32 protein-coding genes are annotated in these 19,945 nt (G+C 50.5%); all 32 read right to left on the bottom strand.

The window, feature by feature from the left end; all coding sequences use genetic code 11:
• Nucleotides 1-3: 3 nt before the first annotated feature.
• On the bottom strand, nt 4-594 hold the full coding sequence (locus C1714_RS03910; protein ID WP_245305034.1) for an O-methyltransferase: 591 nt from the start codon (nt 592-594) through the stop codon (nt 4-6).
• Nucleotides 594-1,409: a radical SAM protein gene (locus C1714_RS03905; RefSeq protein WP_102341966.1), complete on the bottom strand. Its 816-nt coding sequence runs from the start codon at nt 1,407-1,409 to the stop codon at nt 594-596. The genes C1714_RS03910 and C1714_RS03905 overlap by 1 nt, the downstream gene beginning before the upstream one ends.
• A complete protein-coding gene (gene amrA, locus C1714_RS03900; RefSeq protein ID WP_102341965.1) occupies nt 1,402-2,784 on the bottom strand; it encodes an AmmeMemoRadiSam system protein A in 1,383 nt (460 codons plus the stop codon). Before amrA ends, C1714_RS03905 begins: the two co-directional genes overlap by 8 nt.
• A gap of 39 nt (nt 2,785-2,823) precedes the next feature.
• Entirely contained in the window at nt 2,824-3,861 is a 1,038-nt protein-coding gene (locus C1714_RS03895) for a hypothetical protein (protein ID WP_102341964.1), read from the bottom strand.
• A gap of 237 nt (nt 3,862-4,098) precedes the next feature.
• On the bottom strand, nt 4,099-4,731 hold the full coding sequence (locus tag C1714_RS03890; protein WP_102341963.1) for an RpiB/LacA/LacB family sugar-phosphate isomerase: 633 nt from the start codon (nt 4,729-4,731) through the stop codon (nt 4,099-4,101).
• 107 nt (nt 4,732-4,838) lie between these two features.
• Nucleotides 4,839-5,105, bottom strand: a complete 267-nt coding sequence (locus C1714_RS03885; protein WP_102341962.1) for a hypothetical protein — start codon at nt 5,103-5,105, stop codon at nt 4,839-4,841.
• A 36-nt stretch (nt 5,106-5,141) separates the two neighbouring features.
• Nucleotides 5,142-7,118: an InlB B-repeat-containing protein gene (locus tag C1714_RS03880; RefSeq protein WP_102341961.1), complete on the bottom strand. Its 1,977-nt coding sequence runs from the start codon at nt 7,116-7,118 to the stop codon at nt 5,142-5,144.
• Between the two features lie 230 nt (nt 7,119-7,348).
• Nucleotides 7,349-7,714, bottom strand: a complete 366-nt coding sequence (gene rplQ / locus C1714_RS03875; RefSeq protein WP_102341960.1) for a 50S ribosomal protein L17 — start codon at nt 7,712-7,714, stop codon at nt 7,349-7,351.
• Between the two features lie 14 nt (nt 7,715-7,728).
• A complete protein-coding gene (locus C1714_RS03870; RefSeq protein WP_102341959.1) occupies nt 7,729-8,706 on the bottom strand; it encodes a DNA-directed RNA polymerase subunit alpha in 978 nt (325 codons plus the stop codon).
• Nucleotides 8,707-8,728: 22 nt separating this feature from the next.
• Entirely contained in the window at nt 8,729-9,124 is a 396-nt protein-coding gene (rpsK, locus tag C1714_RS03865) for a 30S ribosomal protein S11 (protein WP_102341958.1), read from the bottom strand.
• A gap of 13 nt (nt 9,125-9,137) precedes the next feature.
• Nucleotides 9,138-9,503, bottom strand: coding sequence for a 30S ribosomal protein S13 (rpsM, locus tag C1714_RS03860; protein WP_102341957.1), 366 nt, complete (start codon nt 9,501-9,503; stop codon nt 9,138-9,140).
• Between the two features lie 24 nt (nt 9,504-9,527).
• Nucleotides 9,528-9,641, bottom strand: coding sequence for a 50S ribosomal protein L36 (gene rpmJ / locus C1714_RS03855; protein ID WP_006525027.1), 114 nt, complete (start codon nt 9,639-9,641; stop codon nt 9,528-9,530).
• A gap of 205 nt (nt 9,642-9,846) precedes the next feature.
• Nucleotides 9,847-10,497, bottom strand: a complete 651-nt coding sequence (locus C1714_RS03850) for an adenylate kinase (protein WP_102341956.1) — start codon at nt 10,495-10,497, stop codon at nt 9,847-9,849.
• Nucleotides 10,498-10,565: 68 nt separating this feature from the next.
• On the bottom strand, nt 10,566-11,846 hold the full coding sequence (secY, locus tag C1714_RS03845) for a preprotein translocase subunit SecY (protein WP_102341955.1): 1,281 nt from the start codon (nt 11,844-11,846) through the stop codon (nt 10,566-10,568).
• A 1-nt stretch (nt 11,847) separates the two neighbouring features.
• A complete protein-coding gene (gene rplO / locus C1714_RS03840) occupies nt 11,848-12,288 on the bottom strand; it encodes a 50S ribosomal protein L15 (protein ID WP_102341954.1) in 441 nt (146 codons plus the stop codon).
• Nucleotides 12,289-12,302: 14 nt separating this feature from the next.
• Nucleotides 12,303-12,842 (bottom strand): 30S ribosomal protein S5, encoded by a 540-nt coding sequence (gene rpsE / locus C1714_RS03835; protein WP_102341953.1) that lies wholly within the window; start codon nt 12,840-12,842, stop codon nt 12,303-12,305.
• A 20-nt stretch (nt 12,843-12,862) separates the two neighbouring features.
• Nucleotides 12,863-13,219 carry a 50S ribosomal protein L18 gene (gene rplR / locus C1714_RS03830; protein ID WP_102341952.1) on the bottom strand — a complete coding sequence of 119 codons (357 nt, stop codon included), beginning with the start codon at nt 13,217-13,219 and terminating at the stop codon, nt 12,863-12,865.
• An 18-nt stretch (nt 13,220-13,237) separates the two neighbouring features.
• Entirely contained in the window at nt 13,238-13,786 is a 549-nt protein-coding gene (gene rplF, locus C1714_RS03825; protein ID WP_102341951.1) for a 50S ribosomal protein L6, read from the bottom strand.
• 21 nt (nt 13,787-13,807) lie between these two features.
• Nucleotides 13,808-14,209 (bottom strand): 30S ribosomal protein S8, encoded by a 402-nt coding sequence (gene rpsH / locus C1714_RS03820; protein ID WP_102341950.1) that lies wholly within the window; start codon nt 14,207-14,209, stop codon nt 13,808-13,810.
• 21 nt (nt 14,210-14,230) lie between these two features.
• The gene (locus C1714_RS03815; RefSeq protein WP_102341949.1) at nt 14,231-14,416 is read right to left on the bottom strand and encodes a type Z 30S ribosomal protein S14; all 186 of its coding nucleotides are present in this window, start codon (nt 14,414-14,416) and stop codon (nt 14,231-14,233) included.
• 2 nt (nt 14,417-14,418) lie between these two features.
• The gene (gene rplE / locus C1714_RS03810) at nt 14,419-14,967 is read right to left on the bottom strand and encodes a 50S ribosomal protein L5 (RefSeq protein ID WP_102341948.1); all 549 of its coding nucleotides are present in this window, start codon (nt 14,965-14,967) and stop codon (nt 14,419-14,421) included.
• Nucleotides 14,967-15,290 carry a 50S ribosomal protein L24 gene (rplX, locus tag C1714_RS03805; protein WP_102341947.1) on the bottom strand — a complete coding sequence of 108 codons (324 nt, stop codon included), beginning with the start codon at nt 15,288-15,290 and terminating at the stop codon, nt 14,967-14,969. Before rplX ends, rplE begins: the two co-directional genes overlap by 1 nt.
• Before the next feature lie 13 nt (nt 15,291-15,303).
• Nucleotides 15,304-15,672, bottom strand: coding sequence for a 50S ribosomal protein L14 (rplN, locus tag C1714_RS03800; RefSeq protein WP_102341946.1), 369 nt, complete (start codon nt 15,670-15,672; stop codon nt 15,304-15,306).
• Nucleotides 15,673-15,693: 21 nt separating this feature from the next.
• Nucleotides 15,694-15,957 carry a 30S ribosomal protein S17 gene (rpsQ, locus tag C1714_RS03795; RefSeq protein ID WP_102341945.1) on the bottom strand — a complete coding sequence of 88 codons (264 nt, stop codon included), beginning with the start codon at nt 15,955-15,957 and terminating at the stop codon, nt 15,694-15,696.
• Nucleotides 15,958-15,972: 15 nt separating this feature from the next.
• Nucleotides 15,973-16,176 carry a 50S ribosomal protein L29 gene (gene rpmC, locus C1714_RS03790; protein ID WP_102341944.1) on the bottom strand — a complete coding sequence of 68 codons (204 nt, stop codon included), beginning with the start codon at nt 16,174-16,176 and terminating at the stop codon, nt 15,973-15,975.
• A 2-nt stretch (nt 16,177-16,178) separates the two neighbouring features.
• Complete coding sequence (gene rplP, locus C1714_RS03785; protein WP_102341943.1) at nt 16,179-16,595, bottom strand: 50S ribosomal protein L16; 417 nt, start codon at nt 16,593-16,595, stop codon at nt 16,179-16,181.
• On the bottom strand, nt 16,595-17,416 hold the full coding sequence (rpsC, locus tag C1714_RS03780; protein WP_102341942.1) for a 30S ribosomal protein S3: 822 nt from the start codon (nt 17,414-17,416) through the stop codon (nt 16,595-16,597). Before rpsC ends, rplP begins: the two co-directional genes overlap by 1 nt.
• A 17-nt stretch (nt 17,417-17,433) precedes the next feature.
• A complete protein-coding gene (gene rplV / locus C1714_RS03775) occupies nt 17,434-17,769 on the bottom strand; it encodes a 50S ribosomal protein L22 (RefSeq protein WP_102341941.1) in 336 nt (111 codons plus the stop codon).
• A gap of 21 nt (nt 17,770-17,790) precedes the next feature.
• On the bottom strand, nt 17,791-18,099 hold the full coding sequence (rpsS, locus tag C1714_RS03770; protein ID WP_102341940.1) for a 30S ribosomal protein S19: 309 nt from the start codon (nt 18,097-18,099) through the stop codon (nt 17,791-17,793).
• 19 nt (nt 18,100-18,118) lie between these two features.
• Nucleotides 18,119-18,955: a 50S ribosomal protein L2 gene (gene rplB, locus C1714_RS03765; protein WP_102341939.1), complete on the bottom strand. Its 837-nt coding sequence runs from the start codon at nt 18,953-18,955 to the stop codon at nt 18,119-18,121.
• A 66-nt stretch (nt 18,956-19,021) separates the two neighbouring features.
• Complete coding sequence (gene rplW, locus C1714_RS03760; RefSeq protein WP_425349045.1) at nt 19,022-19,312, bottom strand: 50S ribosomal protein L23; 291 nt, start codon at nt 19,310-19,312, stop codon at nt 19,022-19,024.
• Nucleotides 19,312-19,941, bottom strand: a complete 630-nt coding sequence (gene rplD / locus C1714_RS03755) for a 50S ribosomal protein L4 (RefSeq protein WP_102341937.1) — start codon at nt 19,939-19,941, stop codon at nt 19,312-19,314. Before rplD ends, rplW begins: the two co-directional genes overlap by 1 nt.
• Nucleotides 19,942-19,945: the final 4 nt, after the last annotated feature.

Genomic DNA, 19,945 nt, shown 5'->3' with positions numbered 1-19,945 from the left:
CTTTTATTTCACCCTTTTTGCAAACGCAATCCCATCTCCAATTTCCGGATGAAACTCTGTCGCAAACGCATCGTTGCCAGCCAGCCAGTCGCGAAACTTTGCAATCTTGCGCGTCATCTGCAGCGTCGAGCGATTGTTTGAAAGCGAAGGATCATCGACGATGCCATGGAAATTGAGGTTGTCGAACACAAAGACGGACCCCACATAGGAAAAGGCAAGAAAATGCCTAACCATACGTGCATACTGCGACTTGGCCGCATCAATAAAGAACAGATCATAGTACTTTACCGTCGCATAGTCGAGCGCATCCATGTTCCAGCAGAAGATGCGATCATCCAGCCCCGCCGCCGCGATGTTTTTCTTCGCCGCCTGATAGCGCTCTTCATCAATCTCGATCGTATCGATCGTAATGTTGTCGCGCACCGATGCCATCTTCATGCTCGACCAGCCGACAGCCGTCCCCGCCTCCAGAATCCGCATCACTTCCGGATGAAAGTTCAGGTAATCGCAAAGATAATTCATCCCATCGTCAAACATCAGCGGAATATCCTTCCGCCTCGCCTCGTCTTCCAGCTTCTTCAGATCAACACGCATCACATATTCCCAGTATATACATTTCGCAGATGTTTCTGCGCCGCCTGCTGCAGCTGCAGAATCGTTTCCCGCGGCGTCGCTTCGATCGCATAATGATAGCGCGGAAAATACCGCGACAGATGCAGCACCACATCTTCCGACAGCTGCGAAAGCCACGTACTTTCCGCATCGATCCAGGCCGGATTATCATTTTTACCCGGGATCACCAGCATCGTCACTTCCGTATGAATGCGCGGTACACATGACGCAATTGTCTGTTTCACAAGCGCATAGCTTCCCCCAAGCTCCCGATAAAATGCCTCGTCACCTTTCAGATCAATGTTGATGGCATCGATATAGGGAAGCAGCTGATCAAGAACATCTTTTGAGACACAGCCATTACTGACGAGAACGATCTTATACTCCGGCCGTAACAGACGCGCCGTATCAATGATGTATTCATACGATATCAAAGGTTCATTGTAAGTGAAGGCAACGCCAAGATTTCCCAGGATCGAACGTGCCCGCACCGCCAGTTCCTGCGGCGAAACAGAGATCCAGCGCACCGCATCCGCATCGCTCATCGAGATCCTGTAATTCTGGCAAAAAGGGCAGGCAAAATTACACCCATAGGATCCGACGGAAAGAATGGAACGCCCCGGATAAAACTTCCGCAGCGGCTTTTTTTCAATTGGATCCATCGCCATCGATGTAATCCGTCCATAATTGGCACATACATTCCTGCCATTCTCATTTTTTCTCGCCCGGCAGAACCCGATCTGGCCTTCTTTTAGATGACAGCCCCGGTGACAAACATGACAGATAATTTCAGACATGGCGGATCACCTCAAACCGCTGGCGCACAATCCCCGCTTCCGACGGCGAAATACCGGCTTTTCTGCAGGCAATTGAAAATTGCTGCTGAGGCGTATCAACCCCCTCCAGATCCGGAAGAAGAACACCCCGCCGACTATCCTTGGACACAAGAATGCCATCTTTTTTAACATTGAACCTGTAATCCAAGGCCACGGTTTCGGGCTCAGAAAGCTCATCGACCGAAACCGTGAGATATGGCAGCTCCTGCGCCGTCACCGGTTCAAAGCGCGGATCACGTGCGCAGGCGCTGATGGCGTTGTGGATAATCTCAAGACCAACATTCTTCTGGACCGGATGAATTGTTCCTATGCACCCGCGAAGTTCGCCAAACTCATGAATCGATACAAAGACCCCATGGCGCGCAGAATACAGTTCCTGCGGTAATGACTGTGGAAGAGACAGTATCTTCCCCGTCGTTACATAAAGAGAAATGGTCTGCCTCGCCAAGGCAGCGTACGGATCACTGCTTATCTTCGCATTCTTTTTCTCTTCTTGCGCTTCATACTGTTCCAGGAAGCTGCGGGACGCATCATAACACAAAGGCCGATAGGTGCAGATCCCATAGCCGACGCCGAAGGGAGCCTCATGGCTAATCCGTGTACATTCAACAGCCGTACGATCCAGAGCACCGGCAAGAATCGTAAAGCTGCGATGCCCGCATTCCTGCGCACGGGAAAGAAAAGCCGGTTCATACGATAATAGCTCGCCAAAGTTTCCGGATGCCATGGTGCGCATGATACGCACATCGTATTGCGGCCCTTCGGGACGATAACCGTAGGGACCATCTTCCTTCTGGCAATGCGAAAGATCGCCACTGGCAACGATGAAATACTGTTTTTCTGACGCATCGATCACCTGCCGCAGATACATTCCGAAACGATAGTGCTGCACAAGGGAAAGGCCGCTCAAACCGATACGTACAATTGGAAGCTGATGGCCAATTTCCCTATTTAGAAAATACAAAGGCACCATTGTCCCATGATCCAGCATGCGATCCCGATCATAATCGGTTCCAGCCGGAAAATGATTCGTATGCATCAAATGATCGAGCTGATTGATAAACTCCGTATCATAAGGCACATCAAAGGCTACATTTCCAGCCCGAAACTGGCCCATATCGCCATAGGCACGATTTCCAGATGATACATTGAACCAGTCCCGGTACATAACAGCGTGCGGCGAAAGAATGATCAGCGTATCCGGATGGCATGCGGCCGCAAATTCAGCCGCCGCCCGATAGCCTTCCTCGGTTAGTTGCATCTGTTGTTCGCGCCCGTGACCAACTTCCGGCAGCGCCACTGGCGGATGCGGTACCATGATCGCTCCTGCAAGCATATTCATCACCTCTGGTACCACTATAGAACATTCTGGTCGTTACTTCACTTCTGCCTGCAGATCAGATAAGGATAAGCCGCAGTAGTACAGCTCCATAATGAAGAAGTTCTTCACATTCTTAATCATTTCAACGACACTTTCGCTGCAGCCGTCCGTCTGATTGCCGTTGGCAAAGTCATAGCTGCAGATGCTGGAGAAGCCACCCGTATCACCATTCCAGTTGTAGACATAGGTACTGGACATGTTTTTATAAATAAACTGATCATGTTCAAAGTCAATCGTATAGCTTTCGGTATCATTGAAATTCGTTACATAATAACCATTTTCATCGACGGTATAACCAAGCCGGTTCACCAGCCGTTTCTTGAAGGTATCTGTCACCGTTGCCTCCGGTGTATCGTCGTAGCCATCATCAGGTGCAATGGAAGATGTATCAATATCCTTATAGCTGACAAAAGCAGATAACGCCTTCATTTGATCGTCCGATATTTCAACAACTGTACTTTGAAAATTCAGCCAGGAAACGGATGTGGTCGCTGTTACCGTCACTTTCACATCGCCGCTCATCAATGTACTGACAAAGGATGTCTCTTCCTTTGTAATCCGCTGATCAGCATCGATCGTCTGCGTGATGGTACCGCTTTGAACCGCAAAGTCATCATACTGATCCAGACCATACACATCGTAATGGGACAGGAACACGGACCTGGCCGCATCATTTGTCAATGTATAAATAATCTGCCGTCCGTCTACAGATGCAGTTTCCTGCTGCGATTGTGTCTCTTGCGAAGAAACCGTATATGGATGTACCGGAACTAACAGGGACGTCTCAAAGGAAGAAAAGCTCATATCTTCATAGTAATTAACACTGTTATACGTGTTATAGAGCCTTCCGTTGACATACCATCCTTCCAGGGACGATTCAATCCCGCCGGAATGAATATATTCCTGCACGTGTGCCTGGGGATTGTCACTATCGGTTCCACTCTCTTCCAGTGTACCGTCCAGGTCATAAATACTGGACACAGTGCCTTCGCCATAATCCATCGTATAAGAACGACTGAAAGCAACTGTCACACTATCGGATGACGCTGTTGAGGGGGATTGGGCTGCTGCCGAAGCTGATGCAGAAACAGAAGCCGCAGATTCCCCACAGCCAGCCACCAAAAGTACGGATAATACGCAAGTCAATACATTCATTTTTCGCATAAAAGGATTATGCGCCTGATCCAAATAAAAAGCAAAGTTCAAACGACAGCACAAAAAAAGATCGAAGAAAGATAAGCATCTCTCTTCGACCTGCAGTGATTACCCTCAAAGCGAGCGTAGATACTCAGCAATCTCCTGATCCTGGCAGTTAGAATAGAAGTATTCCGCAAACTTCTCACTGCTGATTGCACGTTTCACAAAGTCCGGATCCATATCTTTCAAGACATCGATCATCGGACGATAGGAAATCTTCTTGACACCTGCAAGAATGCTGGCGTTTTCCTTTTCAAAGACCGCTCTCTCCTTCGGATAGCCGCCGCCCATTTCTTCCGCAAACAGGCGCTGGAACAGAAGCTTCAGATTAAGCTCCGCACCCCAGCCAAAGCCCTTGGCAAAGGGAAGAGAAATCGCATTACCGCCATTGATCTGCGAAAACAGATAGGAATCCGTCGGATCAACCGCAAAACCGCACGTCACACCTGGAAAGCTGTTGCATGCAAGCATCGCTCCCATGCCTGTACCGCAGCCGGTTACGACAAAATCAGCCGCCTTAGAGTTCAGAAGAATCCCCGCCAGAAGACCGTTCATCACATACGTGCGGCGCGTTTCGCCTTCCACGCCATACATGCCGTAGTTATAAACTGTATATCCTTTTTCGTCAGCCACTTCTTTCAGTGTCTTGTAAATGAGTCCATTCTTTGATGCCTGGCTGTCTTCATTAATCAATGCAATTTTCATTAAAGCACCTCCGTTCCTTTATGATAAACCGATTAACAAAAAAATAAAAAAGGATCCTTCCGGAATCAAAGAAAATTACCGGAAGGATCCTATCAGGACAAAGAATATCAATTATCTTCTGGTTCTTGGCCAGAAATAACTCCTGTTTTTGGAATAAAGAGTTTCCCCGTAGAACTCACTGGCGTGGAAATACGGGCAGAACCAGCGGAACGTTCTTTTGATTCTTTAGTCGTTTGCGTCGGTTTTGATTTCTCTGCCGGTTGTGCTGACTGTGCAGGGGGCTCTTCATCTACTTTATTTTTCTTCCAACCTGCAAAGAGAGTAATGGTATTGGATCCTTCCGCCAGCACTCCCTCTTGAGTCAATGTCTCCATGACCTCACGATTCAACACTTTTCCAAAGTTCTCAAACTATTTCGTTGCGGCCGAATCCAAATACCAGCCAGTGAAGGTATAGCCATCACGTTTCATGTCAGTTATTTCAGGATTCTTTATCGAGTCCTCAAAATAACGCAGTGTCTCAGATGCAGGCGCATCATTTCCTTTATTCGCATTAAATACGACTTCATACTTTTTACGCACCGCTTTCAAACGGTAGTCATAGAACTGTGTTCTATCATCCAAAGTTACCAAACTGTGGTTGGGATCATTCCATTCCAGATCGTAGACTTCTTGAAAAGATGGTTTATCTGTAGAACTTGATGCATCATTTCCTTCTGTTGGCGATAATGCAGCCGGGGAGAAAATGCCATTTTCTGATGAGGTTGCAATTGTACCATCTTGATACTTATATTCCACAACTGTAGCACCAGCATCGACGGTCATATCATTCGCCGGATCATTACCTTGCATGTTGTAGAACTTCGAGGGGACATAGAAATAAGGATCATAGGGCGAGTAAGAGACCGTGCCAGTATCGTAATCATAGTTCCTGATACTTGCTAACTTCCGGGTTTCTTCATAATAAGTATCCTTATTAGACTGTTCTTCGGCTGGCGTTGAAACAAGGACTGGTTTCGTTTTTACTGTACATGCCAACCCAAGATCCGGATAATCCTGTTCATGCCCATCTTCGAAGATTACACCGACCTTGACTGTAGTTGTCGGAACCATCATGACTGCTTCCATACCGAGGTCATAAGGATTTGCTTCTTCTTCGGACTCCAGCTGTTCAGCCGTTGTCCAGCGAACTGTCTGATTAGCTACATAAGCAGGCGGATTAAACTCATTAATAAGGTCAGACCACATATCTTCATGCGCCATTCGAAATTCGTGAAGGTTGGAGTCATCGCTGTCATAAGCCATCGCATTATATTGATCCAGCAACCCGCCTGTTGATACGTTGAAAACCGGGGATGGATTGTAGTCACTATCATCGCCTGCACCACTCACGACGGAATTATCCAATATAACTGACGTATGTTGTTCAGAAGGTCCGGTTTGTTGCCACCAAATTTCAGCGCTCATCAGCTTATACAGGCGACTATCCTTTATCAGCACCTTGCATTTTTTTACACGGCTTCCGAATGTCAGAGAATGCGCATTTTCTGCAAAGCTATCATCATTTACCAGTTTATCGTTCCGGCAGCGAAGAAGCTGAAAGACATATGGCGCGGTAGGATCAGCTTCTGCAGAATAACCCGACCAGATATTATCGAGCTCGAGATCCTGAAAAACGATCGAAGCGTCACTGGAGGTTACATCAAAGTCGTAATTAATTTGATCTGAACCATCATCATAAGCGTAGTAATGTCCACCCTGCAACAGTCCATTCTTAATGATCATTTGTATAGGGGAAGAAAGGTTAATATCAAAATAGCCTTGCAACTTATGTCCATCAAGGTCAAGTATGACTGTCCCTTCCTTCTTTTGGCTAATCGTATAGCTAGCATTGACCTTTTCTATTTTTGTATAAATTGCGCCATTTGGGGCTCTGTACTCAATCGTATGGTCCTTATTGATTTTTAGATCCGTGGTAAGAGTAATCGTAATGTCCCCAGGCATGTTATCAGCAGCCTTTAATGCTTCTTCCAATGTATCATAGCCATCCGATCCTATCATAAAAAGGGATTGACTTGCTGGTGCGTTCATAGGAGCGTTCATTGCCGGTGCCATTGCCTTTACGATCGGAGCATTATCTGTGCTTGTTGACGTCTCAGCTGATGGCTCAGGCGTTGTATCTGGTTCTAATACCGGTGCATTATTGTTGGTAGTTTCTTCCGATTCTGCTCCATCATTTGATGCTGTGAGGGATGGTAATGGATCTGTGCTTGCTGATGCAGTCGGATCTGGATCGTCATCAGCGCCATTGCTTGTTACTTCTGACTGAGGTTTCTCAACGGTACCCCCCCCCCGCATCCGGTGAAGCTGTTGGTTCTGTTTCTGCATAAACCGATCCTGTACTAAGAACCACGATCGATAGGACAGAAAGCAAACTGATAATTAACTTCTTCATATTGTCCCACTCTTTCTGGCTTCCATAGCCGTGAGAATTATAGGATTAATCCTACAGGAATGAAATATTCTTGCATATAAATCATCTGAAAATTGTTGCCGCATCACCATACAGAAAAGGCTCCCACACGGGAGCCTCTAGATCGATCTGATCGGTTCTGTGATTACTTAACCAGCTCGATGACAGCCATCGGAGCAGCGTCGCCGCGGCGAACACCCGTCTTCGTAACCTTGGTATAACCGCCATTACGATCCTTGTAGGCCGGAGCAACTTCATCAAACAGCTTCTGCAGAACAGTCTTCTGCGTCTTCTCATCCGCAACAACATCACGAATGTAAGCAGCTGCCTGACGGCGCGAAGCCAGTGTATTCTTCTTGCCGAGGGTGATCAGCTCATCAACAACGGAACGCATATCCATAGCCTTGGCATATGTCGTTTCTACTCTGCCATACATGATGACAGACGTCGCAAGATTCCGAAGCATTGCCTTGCGATGATCTGCCGTACGGCCAAATCTACGATTCCACATCTTACTATCCTCCGTTAATCATAGGACTTGAAGCCAAGACCCAGTTCGGTCAGCTTGTCCTTAACCTCTTTTAGAGATTTCTTTCCGAGGTTACGAACACGCATCATTTCATCCTCGGTCTTCTGCGTCAGCTCGTCGACGGTCTGAATGCCGGCACGCTTCAGGCAGTTGTAGGAACGAACAGAGAGATCCAGATCCTCGATCATCATCTGCTGTCCCTTTGTAATCTGTTCAACGCCGCCTTCCTTCAGAACATTGTCCATGTGGGCAACATCATTATTGATTCCGGCAACAATATCCAGATGGTCAATCAGAATCTTGGCAGCCATAGCCAGCGCCTTCTGCGGCGTAATTGAACGATTCGTCCAGACTTCCATCGTCAGCTTATCGTACTTCGTATCCTGACCGACACGCGTCGGTTCAACATTGTACGCAACCTTGCGGACCGGCGTATAAATCGAGTCTGTATATACCGTGCCGATTCCCTGGCTGGTACCCTGGTTCAGCTGCTTGTTAATATCGCTGCCGACATAGCCGCGGCCGTTTCTTGCCCGCATCTCAATCTCGAGCGTCGTATCCTTTTCCAGATGCGCAATCTCAAGATAATCATGATCCTCATCGTTGAGAATCTTTACCTGCGGCGGGCAGATAATGTCCTGTGCCGTAACGGTACACGGACCCTTGGCGCTGATCTGCAGCGTATAAACCTCATCATCCTCAATCTTCATAATTAGCTTCTTCAGATTGAGAATGATCATCGTAACGTCTTCCCGGACACCCGGAATATTGGTGAACTCATGGTAAACACCATCAATCTTGATGGAGAATACCGCAGCTCCAGGCAGGGAGGACAGCAGGACCCGACGCAGAGCGTTGCCCATGGTGGTGCCGAAACCGCGCTCAAGCGGCGAAATTACGAATTTTCCGTATTCACCCTCTTCATCAACGGTCTCTTCTTTAACCTCGAAATCAGCGCGTTCAAATTTCTGCATTGCAATCCTCCTGTTTTAACAATTAACCACGCGGCCTCTTCGGAGGACGGCAGCCATTGTGCGGAACCGGTGTAACATCGTTGATCGCCGTAATGGAAAGCCCTGCAACCGCAAGAGCACGGATCGCAGACTCACGTCCGGGACCAGGTCCCTTAACATCAACAGAGACAGTCTTCATACCCTGCTGAATCGCAGCCTTCGCAGCCGCCTCAGCGCACAGCTGGGCAACATACGGAGTCGACTTACGGGAACCCTTATAACCAAGAGCACCAGCAGAGCTCCAGGAAATAACGTTTCCACCCTCATCGGCAATCGTTACAATCGTATTGTTAAACGTGGAGTGGATGTGTGCAACACCCTTAGCCACATTTCTTCTGCTCTTCTTCTTGCGAGCAACAGCCTTTGTCTTATCTGCCATGTGTCTTCACTCCTTACTTCTTCTTGTTCGCAACCGTACGGCGCGGTCCCTTACGAGTACGCGCATTCGTCTTCGTACGCTGTCCGCGAACAGGCAGTCCCCTACGATGACGGACACCTCTGTAGCACGCAATTTCCATCAAACGCTTGATATTCATTGCGGTCTCACGACGCAGATCGCCTTCCGTCTTGATCTTATCGACCTCATTACGGATCGCAGTCTCCTGTGCCTCAGTCAGATCCTTGGTGCGGATATCTCCGCTGACATTAGCAGCCTTAAGAATGTTTCTGGAGGTGGTCAGACCAATACCATAGATATAGGTCAGAGCAACTTCAATTCTCTTGTTGGCCGGAATGTCTACACCTGCAAAACGTGCCATAGATGTTCTCTTTCTCCTTCTTGATTAACCCTGTCTCTGCTTGTGCTTCGGGTTTTCGCAGATTACCATCACAACGCCCTTACGCTTGATGACTCTGCACTTGTCGCAAATCGGTTTAACTGACGGTCTTACTTTCATGTCTTATTGCCTCCCGACAAATGTAAACCCACGTATGATTGCGAATGAGAACTACCGGCAGCCCGGCCTGTTAAGATGCATATGCCCTATTGCATATGGATTTTAACAGCAACGTGGGATGGTACTGCCACTGAACCGTAAATTCCCATACGAAGAAACGCGCCGAATGCAGGCGCAACGCCTATTTTACCCGCATTCGGCCATTTCATGCAAGATCTGACAGAACTTTTTTCACCTGTTCAAATGTCACATCCTGATTTTTTGAAGCATCGATCTCGTAAACGAGACCCATATTCCGGTAATAATCAATGACAGGCTTCGTCAGACGCTCATACTCTTCCATTCGTGCGTCCAGCTTCTCCAGCGTATCATCCTTCCGCTGAACCAAAGAGCTTCCGCATACATCGCAGATTCCTTCCTTCTTTGTCGGATGATTGCGCACATGATAGATGGCGCCGCACTTCGGACAGATTCTGCGGCCCGTAATACGGTCCTCCAGAATTTTGCGCTCAACGTTGAGCACCAGAACAACCTGCACCGGACGACCTGTACGCTCGCCGATCTTTGTCAGCTCCTGTGCCTGCACTAATGTGCGTGGAAAGCCGTCAAGAAGATAACCGCCTGCGCAGTCATCCTTTGCCAGACGCTCTTCCACCATACCGTTGATGACTTCATCCGGTACCAGATGTCCGCCCTCCATGTAGGCTTTCGCCTGCAGGCCGAGTTTCGTACCTTCCGCTACGTTTTCCCGCAGCATATCACCGGTCGAAATGTGAGGAACCGTAAACGCCGCACAGATATGGGAAGACATCGTACCTTTTCCTGCTCCGGCCGGCCCCATGATCAGAATATTCATGTCTGGTCTCCTGCCTCTTGCTTATTACCCAATGAATTTTGAAACAAACGGGAATTCGAGGATCTTAATCAATCCAAGAATCCGTGATACGACTTCTGCGTCAGCTGACCCTTCAGCTGCGCAACTGTTTCCAGAGCAACACCTACAACAATGATGATACCCGTACCGCCGATCGAAATCGAGGACGGCAGCGAACTCACCATCGGCAGCACATACGGCAGCACAGCAATCACTGTCAGCGCCGTAGCACCGATCACCGTAATCCGGTGCAGAACTTTGTGCAGGTATGTCTTCGTCTCCGTTCCCGGACGAATACCGGGAATATAGGCACCCGACTTACCCAGATTCTCCGCAATCTTGTCCGGATCCACCTGAAGATCCGTATAGAAGAATGTGAAGAGGAATGTCAGAACCGCATAGATCACAAGACCGGTCCAGCTTGTTAGCGACAGGAACGAAGAAACCTTCGTATACGCATCGCTGTTCACGAAGCTCAGGATGATCTGCGGAGCCGTCATGATCGAGGAAGCGAAGATGACAGGAATGACCGACGCCGAATTGATCTTCAGCGGCAGATAGGTAACATCCTTGCCACGCATCGAATTGCTCGAAGAATACTGGATCGGAATCTTACGAACCGCCAGCTCCATCACAACGACGCCCAGAATGATTACAACATACAGAATCAGATACAGAACGAACTGCAGTATTCCGGAGAACTCCGCACCTGTCGTAGCCGAAGCAACCGTAATGTTGTAAACCTGAACAAACTGTGCCGGAATATTCGCAACGATACCGCCGAAGATAATAATCGAAATACCGTTGCCGATACCCTTGAGAGAGATCTGATCACCCAGCCACACAAGGAACTGTGTACCGGCGGTCAGAATTGTTGCCGTAAACAGATAGGTTGCCGTATTGGAAGATTCCAGAATACCGAACTGACGATCAAAGCCGTAGACCATCGAGAACGACTGCACAAACGCCAGAACTACACCAAGATACCGCGTAATCTGGTCCAGCCGCATCCGTCCCTTCTGACCTTCCTTGGTCATCTCGGTCAGCGCCGGAATAACATCCATTGACAGCAGCTGAATAATGATGCTCGCCGTAATGTACGGTGTAACGCCAAGAGCGAAGATTGACATACGCTCAAACGCGCCGCCGCCGAGCAGGTTCATCATGCTCAGAATCGAGTTATCTGCGATCGAACCCGCCAGTGCCGTAGAATCGACACCCGGCACCGGAATTGCGGCACCCACGCGATAGATCAGCAGCAGCGCAAGAGTAAAGAATATCCGTTTCCGAATATCCTTATTCTTGAACATACTGGCGAACGTGTGCATCATCTCAGAGCACCTCGACGGTTCCGCCTGCTTCTTCGATTGCCTTCTGTGCCGACTGCGAGAACTTGTTTGCCTTCACTGTCAGCTTCTTCTCCAGCTTGCCAGCGCCAAGAACCTTCAAACCATCCAGTTCCTTCTTAACCAGGCCAGCCGCCTTCAACGCCTCAAAGTCAACCGTAACACCCTCATCGAAACGATTCAGGTCCTCGACATTGACAATTGCATACTCCTTGCGGCCGTAGTTCGTAAAACCACGCTTCGGGAAACGCTTGAAGGCAGGCGTCTGTCCACCTTCAAATCCGATTGCAACACCGCCGCCGCTGCGTGCATTCTGACCCTTGTTGCCCTTACCGGCCGTCTTGCCGTTTCCAGTTCCAAGTCCACGCCCGATCCGCTTGGATACGAAGCGCGCACCATTCGCCGGTTTCATTTCATTCAGTTTCATTGTGTGCCTCCTGCTCAGCGGATCTCGCTGATCTTCTTATCACGAAGCTTCGCAACATCTTCAACTGTACGCATGCTCTGAAGTGCATCCAGAGTTGCATATACAACGTTAACGGATGTACGGCTGCCGATTACCTTCGAAAGGACATCGGATACACCTGCCAGCTCCAGAATGGAACGGACAGCACCGCCGGCGATAACGCCGGTACCAGGAGCAGCCGGCTTCAGGACAACGCTTGTTGACCCCTTCTTGCCGATCGCATCGGACGGTACCGTGCGGTTGTTCTCAACCAGCTGAACACGGAACACGTTCTTTGTCGCCGCTTCGTTAGCCTTCTTGATTGCGTCCGGAACTTCTGCTGCCTTGCCCATGCCGAAGCCGATTCTGCCCTTGTGGTCACCAACGACTACCAGAGCAGCGAACCGCATTCTGCGGCCGCCCTTAACCGTCTTCGATACACGGTTGATGGAGACAACAACATCATCGAACTCTTTCTGCTCGCGCGGCTTGCGGAACGGCTTCCGCTCACGCTGCTGCTTGTTCTCTTCTGCCATATTACTGTTCTCCCTCTCCATCAGAACTTGAGGCCCGCTTCACGGGCAGCATCTGCCAGAGCCTGTACCCGGCCATGGTAAACATACCCACCGCGGTCAAAGCACACAGATTCAATGTTCGCAGCCAGGCACTTCTCAGCAACATCCTTGCCGACAGCCTTGGCAGCTTCGATATTTCCGCCGTTCTCCAGCTTCAGAACAAGCGAGCTGGAAGAAACCAGTGTCTTTCCCGTCGTATCATCGATCACCTGAGCATAGATGTTCGCATTGGAACGGAAAACGTTCAGACGCGGGCAGTCGGGAGTCCCGCTGACCGTATTGCGCACACGCTGATGGCGGCGCAGACGGAGTTCATTCTTCTTTGTCTTTTTCAGCATCTTACTCTCTCCTTCCCGTTACTTCTTAGCCGCAGCAGTCTTGCCTTCCTTACGGATGATGTGCTCGCCATCATACATAATGCCCTTGCCTCCATACGGCTCCGGCTTCTTCTTGGCACGAACTTCTGCCGCAAACTCACCGACTTCCTGCTTATCAATGCCGGTGATTACGATTGTGTTGGCATCCGGAACCGTAACCTTCAGGTTGCCCGGAACTTCCATCTCGACCGGGTGGGAGAATCCCAGACCCATCGTCAGCTTGTTCCCCTGAAGAGCTGCACGGTAACCAATACCGACAATCTTCAATGTCTTGGTGAATTCCTTGTCTACACCTTCAATCATCGACGCAATCAGAGCGCGCGTCGTGCCGTGAAGCTGCTTGGTAGGCTTCTCGTCATTCGGACGGGAAACCGTAACGGTGCCGTCCTTGACCTCGATGCTCATCAACGGGCTGAACTTACGCGTCAATGTGCCCTTGGGACCCTTGACAGTCACCTCATTCCCTTCAGCGACCGTAACTTCGGTTCCAGCGGGAATGGTAATCGCCTTTTTACCGATACGTGACATTCTTCAATATCCTTTCCTAAATTACCAGATGTAGGCGATGACTTCACCGCCAATGTGCTTCTTGCGTGCTTCCTTGTCCGTCATCATGCCTTCGGACGTGGAAACGATCGCAATGCCGAGACCGTTCAATACCTTGGGAACATTCTCACCCTTGGCATAGACACGCAGTCCCGGTTTGGAAATACGCTTCAGACCGGTAATGGCCGAACGCTTGTCCGACGCATACTTCAGCGTAACCGTCATCTTGCGGTCAACGCCTTCACCGCTGAAGGAATAGTTCTCGATATAGCCTTCCGCCTTGAGAATACGGGCAATTTCCGTCTTCACTTTCGAAACAGGAACAATATCAACTGTCTCCATGCGCGCCTGCACACCATTGCGGATGCGAGTGAGCATATCGGCAATAGGATCTGTCATATTCATAGTCTCTTGTTCCCCTTTCTATTACCAGGAAGCCTTCTTCACGCCCGGGATCTCGCCCTTGTAAGCGAGCTCACGGAAGCAGATACGGCAAACCTTGTACTTGCTCAATACAGAGTGCGGACGACCGCAGCGCTGGCAGCGCGTATAAGCTCTCGTCGAATACTTGGCCGGACGAGCTGCCTTGATCTTCATAGATGTCTTAGCCATAATTACGCACCCTTTCTCTCAAACGGCATACCCAGACCGGCAAGCAGCGAATAAGCCTCCTTGTTGGTCTTCGCAGTTGTAACGATAACAACATCAAGTCCACGGACCTTCGAAACCTTATCGAAGTTGATTTCCGGGAAGATCAGCTGTTCCTTAACACCCAGCGTATAGTTGCCGCGGCCATCGAATGCTGTCGAGCTGACACCGTGGAAGTCACGGACACGCGGCAGGTCGATGTTCATCAGCTTATCGAGGAACTCATACATACGCTCCCCGCGGATCGTAACCTTGCAGCCGATCGGCATGCCTTCACGGATCTTGAAGTTTGCGATCGACTTCTTGGCCTTGGTGATGACCGGCTTCTGACCGGCGATCAGAGTCATCTCTGCAACCGCCTCTTCCAGAGCCTTCGGCGTCACCACAGCATCGCCGACACCCATGTTGAGAACAACCTTCTCAAGCTTCGGGCATGCCATTACGGTGCTGTAGTTGTATTCCTTCATGAGAGCAGGACGCACCGTCTCATTGTACTTTTCCTGTAAACGGTTCATTACTTCTTCTTGCCCTCCTTAATCTCCTTGCCGCCCTTCTTCATAAAGCGGACTTTCTTGTCGCCATCAACCTTGACGCCCAGACGGGAAGCCGTCTTCGACTTCTCATCGTAGTACATGACGTTGGACGCATCGATCGGAGCTTCCTTCTCGATGATTCCGCCATCCGGATTCGCCTGTGTCGGCTTCAGCGACTTCTTGACCATGTTGACACCTTCAACGATGACCTTGTTGTTCTTCTTGTCTACGGCCTTGACCTCCGCAACGGTTCCCTTATAGTGACCGCTGATGACCTTGACCTTATCACCTGTCTTGATTTTCATACAGCTGTCCTCCTTATAAGACTTCCGGTGCAAGGGAGACAATCTTCATATATCCCTTGTCACGGAGTTCACGTGCAACCGGTCCAAAGATACGTGTGCCGGTCGGCGTCTGATCATCCTTGATAATGACTGCCGCATTGTCGTCGAACTTGATGAAGCTTCCGTTCGGACGCTCGATGCCGTATGTCGTACGAACGATTACAGCCTTAACTACCTGGCCCTGCTTCACTGTTCCGTTCGGAATGGCCGACTTGACTGCGCATACAACCACATCACCAATGTTGGCCGACTTGCGCTTCGATCCGCCCAGGCAGCGGATGACGAGAAGCTCACGGGCTCCGGTATTGTCAGCGACCTTCAATCTAGATTCATTCTGGATCATTGCCTTCTCCTTTCCCGTGAATTACAGAATCACAGCCTTCTCAACAATACGGACAAGACGGAAATGCTTATCCTTGGAGAGCGGACGCGTCTCCATAATCTCTACCGTATCGCCCACCTTGGCCTCATTGTTCTCATCGTGTGCCTTGAACTTTACAGAATACTTGACATGACGTCCGTATAACGGATGACGACGGGTCGTGTCGAGCTCAACGACAATGGTCTTGTCCATCTTGTCGGAAACGACCACGCCGCGCAGTACCTTACGCTTATTTCTCTCTGCCATAGCTCTCTAGTCTCCTTATGCCTTCTGCGCCGCATTGGCACGTTCCGTCTGGACCGTCTTGATGCGGGCGATCGTCTTGCGGATATCCTTCATGCGGGCCGGATTCTCAAGGGATCCTGTCGCCTGCGCGAACCGCAGCTTGTAGAGCTCATCCTTAAGGTCAGCAATCTGCTGGTTGAGCTCATCGTTGCTCATATCTCTGATTTCTTTAACGTTCATGATTACTTGGCCTCACCTTTCTTGACGAAGCGGGTCTTGACGCTCAGCTTGTTCGCACCAAGACGCAGAGCTTCGCGGGCAGTAGCCTCATCAACGTCGCCGACCTCGAAGAGGATACGGCCCTTCTGAGCAACTGCAACCCAGTGATCCGGAGCACCTTTACCGGAACCCATTCGAACTTCCAGAGGCTTCGCAGTCTTGTTCAACTGCGGGAATACGCGGATCCAGACCTTGCCGCCACGATCCATATAACGGGTCATCGCAACACGGGCAGCCTCAAGCTCATTGGACGAAAGGTATCCACCCTCATCCGCAACCAGACCATACTGACCGAAGGCGATGTAGGTACCTGCCTTCGCGTGGCCTTCATAAGAGAGACGGTGATTACGTCTCCACTTGGTTCTGTTAGGCATTAACATCAGTCATTACCTCCCTTCGCCTCAGCCGTCTGTGCTGCACCAGCATTGTCTGCTGCAGCAGCCGGACGATTGCCAGCCGGACGGCGGTCAAACCGACGGTTGTTGTTGCCGCGGCCGTTTCTGCGGTCACGGTTGTTGAAACGGTTTTCCGGAGCCTTCGGCTCTTCAACCATCTTTCCAGGCAGAACTTCACCACGGCAGATCCAGACCTTTACGCCCAGCTTGCCATAGGTTGTGTGTGCCTCTTTGCATGCATAGTCAATGTCGCTGCGCAGCGTGTGCAGAGGAACATTGCCCTGCGAATAGCCTTCCTTACGGGCGATTTCCGCACCGCCCAGACGGCCGGAAACCAGCGTCTTGACACCCTTGGCGCCCGAACGCATCGACTGCTGAATCGCCTTCTTCTGTGCAATACGGAAGGACTGACGAGCTTCCAGCTGCTCGCAGATCTTGCGGGCCACCAGATTCGCATCCAGATCCGGATTTGCGACGGCGATTACCTCAACCTTGACGTTCTTGCCATGTGTCAGCTTCTTGAGAAGAGCCTTGATGCTCTCCATCTTGTCCTTGCCATTGGCATCCTTGCCGATGATTGCACCCGGACGAGCGCAGCGGATGAAAATCTTGCAATCCTTCTTTCCTGTACGCTCAATCTCGATGCGGCTGATATATGCATCATTCAGCTTCTCGAAGAGAGCGTTACGGATCTGAACATCCTCATTCAGAAGATCACCGAAATCTGCCTTGTCAGCGTACCATCTGGACTCCCAGTCCCGGATCACACCGACACGCATGCCGATCGGACTAACTTTCTGTCCCATATTCCTGACCTTCCTCCTTATCTTTCATCCGAAACCACAACTGTGATGTGGCTCGTTCTCTTGAGAATCTGGCTTGCATTGCCCCTGGCACGCGGCATCCAGCGCTTCATTACAACGCCTTCATCCGCATAGCAGGCCTTGATATACAGATTGTTTGCATCTGCGTGGTTGTTATTGACAGCGTTGGATACAGCCGACTTAACAACCTTGGATGTAACTGCAGCTGCCTGATTCGGCATGAACTGCAGAATTGCCTGTGCTTCATCCACGGACTTGCCGCGGATCAGATCCAGGACGAGACGTGCCTTGCGGGGAGTGACACGAACCGTCTTTGCTGTTGCCTTTACTTCCATGTTCTATCTTCCTCCCTGGCCTTACTTGGAAGCTGCCGGTGCAGAAGAAGCAGCTGCAGCCGAAACAACCTTCGAATCACCGTGTCCGCCGAACTTACGGGTCGCAACGAACTCACCCAGCTTGTGTCCGACCATATCCTCAGTCACATAAATCGGAACATGTTCCTTGCCATTGTGAACCGCGAACGTATGACCGACGAAGCTCGGGAAAATTACTGAACGGCGGGACCATGTCTTGATGACATCATGCTTGTTTGCCTTGTTCTGTTCTTCAACCTTCTTCATCAGGCTGGCATCACAGAACGGGCCCTTCTTAATGCTTCTGGACATCTTTCTTCTCTCCTTTCAGTTACTTTCCATTGCGGCGCGTCATGATCAGAGCGCTGCTTGCCTTCTTGGACTTGCGGGTCTTGACACCCATAGCCTTCTTGCCCCAAGGGGTCATCGGGCTCTTGCGGCCGATCGGTGCCTTACCTTCACCACCACCATGCGGATGGTCAACCGGGTTCATAACCGAACCACGAACCGTCGGACGAATGCCTCTCCAGCGATTGCGGCCAGCCTTACCAATGTTGACAAGGTTCCAGTCGGAATTGCCGACGATACCAACCGTAGCGCGGCAGTTGGAGAGAACCTTACGGATTTCACCGGAGCTCAGACGCAGCGTAGCATACGGACCGTCGAAGCCCAGGATCTGTGCGCTGCAGCCTGCGGAGCGTGCCATCTGGCCGCCCTTGCCCGGGAACAGCTCAACACAGTGAACGAATGTACCTTCAGGCATGGACTTCAGCTCCATGGCATTGCCGACCTTGATATCAGCAGCCTTGCCGGAGACAACCGTCATGCCAACCTGCAGATCGCCCGGCGCCAGAATGTAGCGCTTCTCGCCGTCTGCATAGTGGAGCAGTGCAATATTCGCGGTACGGTTCGGATCGTATTCGATCGCCGCAACCTTTGCCGGAATATCGTCCTTGTCACGCTTGAAATCGATGATTCTGTACTTCTGCTTGACGCCGCCGCCCTGATGACGGGTAGTGATGCGGCCATTGTTGTTGCGGCCGCCCTTGCTCTTCTTCGGAGCCAGAAGGCTCTTTTCCGGCGTCGATTTTGTTACACGGTCCGACAGATCAAGGGAGCTCATGTTACGGCGTCCGTTGCTAGTCGGCTTGTATTTAATGATTGCCATTTTTCTAAACTTTCCTTTCGCTTGTTATCCGGAGATAGCGATGTTCCTCCGATAAGTGAAACTCAATTAGTCCTGATCGCCGTAAAGATTGATTTCCTTGCCTTCCGGAAGCTTGACAATAGCCTTGCGGACCGCATTGGTCTTGCCAACGTAGCGGCCAACCCGCTTGTCCTTCGGACGGACGTTGACGATGTTGATCTTGACCGGATTGAATCCGTAGATTTCCTTGATCGCCTGCGCAACCTCAGTCTTGGAAGCACCCTTGGCAACCTCGAAGGTAACCTTGTTGTCTTCGCTGTTGAGACGCATCGACTTTTCAGTAACGATCGGGCGGATAATAATGTCACGTGCCTGCATTATGCAAGAACCTCCCCGGCTGTTTCTGCAGCCTTCTGTGTGAAGATCAGACGGTCTGCATTCATGACGTCGTAGGTGTTGAGACCGTTGACATCAATGACCAGAGCGTTCGGAATGTTGCGGAATGCCGTGAATGCATTGTCGTAATCTTCCGAAGCATCTGCGACGAGCAGCGTCTTGCGGTCGAAGTTGAATGCCTTGAGCATTGCAACGGCCTTCTTTGTCTTGGCCTCATCGAAGCTGAGGTTTTCAACAACCGTCAGGCTGTTGTTCTGAGCCTTCTCGCTGAGCGCAGAGCGCAGAGCCAGGCGACGAACCTTGCGGTTCATCTTGAAGCCGTAGTCACGCGGATGCGGTCCGAAGGCGATTGCACCGTGTCTCCACTGGGTTGCACGGGTCGAACCCTGACGGGCGCGGCCGGTTCCCTTCTGCTTGAACGGCTTCTTGCCGGTGCCGGAAACGAAGTGACGCGTCTTGGTGCTGTGCGTGCCCTGACGAAGTCCTGCCAGATAGCACAGAGCTGCGTCATACATCGCCTGCTGGTTCGGCTCAATACCGAAGACGGAGTCGCTCAGTTCAACCGAACTGACGACCTTGGCGTCCTGGCTGTATACATCAAACTTTGCCATTTTT

Source organism: Galactobacillus timonensis, assembly GCF_900240265.1.
Classification (GTDB): Bacteria; Bacillota_I; Bacilli_A; order Erysipelotrichales; family Erysipelotrichaceae; genus Bulleidia; species Bulleidia timonensis.
Note: the sequence above shows the minus strand (reverse complement) of the source record. Positions and strands in the feature narration are given on the sequence as shown.